Origin of the sequence: Mycobacterium sp. (assembly GCF_052144515.1) — a bacterium.
In the GTDB taxonomy this organism is placed as follows: Bacteria; Actinomycetota; Actinomycetes; order Mycobacteriales; family Mycobacteriaceae; genus Mycobacterium.
This window is the reverse complement of record NZ_JBKQQD010000025.1, coordinates 1-4,780: the sequence shown is the minus strand read 5'-3', so window position 1 is coordinate 4,780 and position 4,780 is coordinate 1. Positions and strand designations below refer to the sequence as shown.

At 63.7% G+C, this 4,780-nt stretch carries 1 protein-coding gene and 1 pseudogene; one reads left to right on the top strand and one right to left on the bottom strand.

Translation table 11 applies throughout. The features are described 5' to 3' along the window. Positions 1-47: 47 nt before the first annotated feature. Positions 48-548 carry an LppP/LprE family lipoprotein gene (locus ACLP9N_RS01255; RefSeq protein WP_442405695.1) on the bottom strand — a complete coding sequence of 167 codons (501 nt, stop codon included), beginning with the start codon at positions 546-548 and terminating at the stop codon, positions 48-50. Between the two features lie 364 nt (positions 549-912). Between ACLP9N_RS01255 and ACLP9N_RS01250 the strand changes: the two are divergent. Continuing rightward, positions 913-4,688, top strand: a pseudogene (locus ACLP9N_RS01250) (molybdopterin-dependent oxidoreductase); the annotation flags it as partial. Between the last annotated feature and the right edge of the window lie 92 nt (positions 4,689-4,780).

Genomic DNA, 4,780 nt, shown 5'->3' with positions numbered 1-4,780 from the left:
CGCCCAACGCACCGCCGCTTGACATAGGAGCTACTGCTCAGCATACCTTACTGGTGCGGAATCTTGCCGAGTGCCTGCAGCTTGCCGTCCGATCCAATCTGGAATTTCACGGTCCCGGCGCCAGTCGGACAGCACGCCTGATCGCCGCCGACCTGCCATCGGTACTGAACGGTTACGGTGTCATCACTGGGCGGCAGCACGGTTATGTAGGGCTTCGGGTTCGGGGTGGGTGTGCCCAGCGGCGTGTTGTGGTCGAAGAACAACAGCTGCTGAGGAGTCGACTCGTCGGCAATGCTGGGGATGATCTGCACCCAATACAGCCGGCATTTCCTGGTATGTCCCCGTGCGATTTCGACCCAGATCGAACCCGGCACCAGGACCGGAACCGAGGCTACAGCCTCTATGGCCTGCCGCACCGTATCGTTCGTCGGCCCGTCGGAACCTTTGCAGGTGTCGGACGGCGGTGACGACTGCGACGAGTTGGGCGGCTGCGACCCGCACCCGGCGGCCAGCACGATCAGCAGGATCGTGACCAGCTGACGACGCACACGGTGAGCTTAGCGAAGACTGTGAATGTCCCGTCTGTTTCGTCGGAGCCCCGGTTACAGAAGGCATCGCAGCCGTCCTCGCGGGTAACCTGAATTTCAACTCGGGCGGGTCAAAGTGGACCCGCGATGACCTGGGGTAACGGTCGTTTTCTGGTGACTTTCTCTCCACTTCACCGCTTAGCTCCGTGCGTTGTGAGAAAGCCGTAAAACGGCGGAAGCACCGGATACCCGGTCCTGAAACATCCTTGTCGCACGATTGCGCAAATCCTTATTGCGCGCTCGAGAAAGGGACGTACGCGTGGCTGCGCAACCCACCGGGGACACCGTCAACACCCTGTGCGCCTACTGCGGCGTGGGCTGTGGAATGGTGCTGCAGATCACAACTGACCCCGAAAGCGGCCGCCGTCACATCGCCAAATCGACTGGAAAGAAAGACCATCCGGCCAACTTCGGCAGGCTGTGCACCAAGGGCGCAACCACCGCCGACCTCTTTCCCGCGCCCGGTAGGGCGGAGTCGGCATACCTGCGCCCCGACCGCGGCGAACCCCTTGAACCCATCGCGGCAGAGACCGCGATCACCCAATGCGCCAAGCGGTTACGGGAGATCATCGACGAACACGGGCCGAATGCCTTCGCCTTGTATGTGTCCGGACAGATGTCGCTCGAGGCCCAGTACCTGGCCAACAAGTTGACCAAAGGGTTCATCGGCACCAACCAGATCGAGTCGAACTCGCGGCTGTGCATGGCCGCCGCCAGTTCGGGTTACAAGCTGTCCCTCGGCGCGGACGGGCCACCCGGGTCGTACGAGGACTTCGAAGCGGCCGACGTTTTCTTCGTCATCGGCGCCAATATGGCTGACTGCCATCCCATCTTGTTCCTGCGGATGATGGAGCGCGTCAAGGCGGGCGCCAAGCTGATCGTCGTCGACCCGCGCCGCACCGCGACCGCGGACAAGGCCGACCTTTTCTTACAGATCGCCCCCGGCACCGATCTGGCCCTGCTCAATGGACTGCTGCACCTGATCAATGAGAATGGGCAAACGGACCGGTATTTCATCTCCGAATTCACCGAGGGCTGGGAGGTGATGCCGAGTTTCCTGCAGCAATTCACCCCCGAGATGGTCAGCGAAATCACCGGCTTGCCCGCCGAAGACATCCGCACGGCGGCGCGCTGGATCGGCGAAGCCACAAACTGGATGAGCATCTGGACGATGGCCTCAACCAGAGCACGCATGGCACCTGGAACACCAACGCGATCTGCAACCTGCACCTGGCCACCGGCGCGATCTGCAAGCCCGGCAGCGGTCCCTTCTCGCTCACCGGACAGCCCAACGCGATGGGCGGACGCGAAATGGGTTACATGGGGCCGGGTCTGCCGGGTCAGCGGTCGGTGACCTCTGCCGAAGACCGCAAATTCGTCGAGGAGCAGTGGGGTATTCCCCGCGGTTCGCTGCGCACCGATGTCAGCGACGGCGTGATCGACATGTTCTCCCGCATGGCCGACGGTCAGATCAAGGCGTGCTGGATCATCTGCACCAATCCCGTTGCCACCGTGGCCAATCGAAAGACCGTGCTCGCCGGTCTGGAGAAAGCCGAACTGGTGATCACCCAGGATGCGTTCATGGAGAACGAGACCAACGAGTACACCGACGTGGTACTACCGGCCGCCCTCTGGTCGGAATCCGACGGGGTGATGGTCAACTCCGAGCGCACCCTGACCCTGTTCCAGCAAGCCGTCGAGCCGGTGGAGCAAGCGCTGCCAGACTGGCAGATCATCGCCCGGATCGCTTGCGCGATGGGGTATTCGGAGTCGTTCAGCTATGACTCCGCAGAAGATGTGTTCGACGAGATCAAGCGGTTCTGGAATCCCAAGACCGGCTATGACCTCCGCGGGGTCAGCTACGACCGGCTGCGCCAGACACCGCTGCAGTGGCCGTGCCCACCCGACAGCGCCGCCGACCGCAACCCGATCCGCTACCGCAACGACGGTGTCAGCCAGACTCAGCTCGTCCGCGATGACGGCAGCGTGCCCCGATTGGCGTTCCCGACCGCAACCGGCCGTGCGATGTTCTTCGCTCGCCCGCACCTGCTGCCGGAGGAGATGCCCGACGCCGCCTACCCGTTCTTGCTCAATACCGGACGCCTGGCGCACCAGTGGCACACGATGACCAAAACCGGGAAAATCGCCAAGCTCAACAAGCTCAATCCCGGGCCGTTCGTCGAGATTCACCCCGAAGATGCCGCGCGGCTGGACATCTGCGATGGCGACCGGGTGGAGATCGCTTCCCGCCGCGGCCGCGCCGTGCTGCCCGCCGTGATCACCGACCGGGTGCGGCCCGGCAACTGCTTTGCGCCGTTCCACTGGAATGACGTGTTCGGCGAATACCTCTCGATCAATGCGGTCACCAGCGACGCCGTCGATCCGATCTCTCGCCAACCGGAATACAAGGCGTGTGCGATCAGCCTGACGAAGGTCAGCCTCGCCGAACCGGAGTTGGAGACCGATCCCCCGCCGGCCGCCAGCCGGGTCTCCCAAATCGACGTCCTCGCCCAATTACTCGGGGTGGCAGACGAACCCACGCCGCAGTTTGGTCCATTGGGCCGGTCCTACCTAGCGGGTCTGATCACCGGGCTGCGTTCGGAAGCCGGCCGGCGCACGACCGGCGTGCCCACTATGCCGCTCAGCGCCCCGTTCGATTCCAACACCCGGCTGTGGGTGGACGGTCTGCTCGCCGGGCTGTTCGCGCGCGCCCCGGTCCCCGAAGCAAAGCCGGCGGTCGGCGAACCGGTCACCGGGTCAGCCGAGTCCGAAGCAGCGCCCCAGCGGGCGCCGACCGTGCTGTTATGGGCCTCGCAAACCGGCAACGCCGAAGAACTCGCCGCCGACGTGACCGCCCGACTCGACGAGGCCGGGCTGCCGGTCGCGTTGCACGGCATGGACGATTTCTCTCCTGCCGACCTGGCGAAAACACCGGAGCTACTGCTGATCACCAGCACCACCGGGGACGGCGAGCCGCCGGACAATGGCGCTGCCCTCTGGCGGGCGCTGTGCGCCGAGAATCACCGGCAGCTCGCCGGCACCCGCTACGCGGTGCTTGCGCTCGGCGACTCCAACTACGACGATTTCTGCGGGCACGGACGCAGATTCGATGAGCGCCTGGCCGAGCTGGGAGCGACCCGCATTATCGACCGTGTCGACTGCGAACCCGATTACGAGGACGCCGCAGCGAGATGGGTCAGCAATATTATTGGCGCGCTCGCCGGCACCGCCGCTCCTGTTACGGCACCGACCCGCCCGTCGAGCAGGCCCGCACGAACGAGGTACACGAAGAAGCATCCACTGGTCACCAGCCTGGTCCGAAACACCACGCTCAGCCAACCGCGGTCGGCAAAGGACGTGCGGCACTTGGTGTTCGGCCTGTCGGAGAAAACCATCAGCTACGAAGCCGGTGACGCCCTCGGGGTGTGGCCGCGCAATGGTAAGCGGCTCGTCGACGAATGGTTGACGCTGACCGGACTGGACGGCGAGACCGCGGTGCAGGTTGCCGATCACGGGTCGATGACATCAATGTCACTGCGAGATGCGCTCACCAGCCGATTCGAAATCGCCCACATCAGTCCGGACCTGCTTCGGTTCGTCGCGCGGCACACGGGCGATGCGCAACTGGCCGAGTTGATGAAGCCGGAAAGCAAAGCCGCGCTGGCCGATTGGACGTGGGGCCGGCAGTCCGTCGACCTGCTCGGTCATTGTAAGGTCACCGCGTCCGTCGACGAGTGGCTCGGCGTGCTCAAACCACTTCAGCCGCGCCTCTATTCGATCTCGTCCAGCCCAAAGGAGCATCCTGGGGAAGTCCACCTGACGGTCTCGCCGGTGCGTTACAGCTTTCAGGGCGTCCCGCGCCGCGGGGTGTGCTCGACATACCTCGCGGACCGCTGCCCCGGTGATGAGGCCGCCGTCTATATCCGCGCATCCAGCAATTTCCGGCCGCCGAGCGACCCGCACACGCCGATGATCATGATCGGACCGGGGACCGGCATCGCCCCCTTCCGCGGCTTCCTGCAGGAACGACGAGCGCTCGGCCACACCGGACCCAACTGGCTGTTCTTCGGCGAGCAACACGCCGCAACCGACTACTACTACTACTACTACTACTACTACTACTACTACTACTACTACTACTACTACTACTACTACTACTACTACTACTACTACTACTACTACTACTACTACTA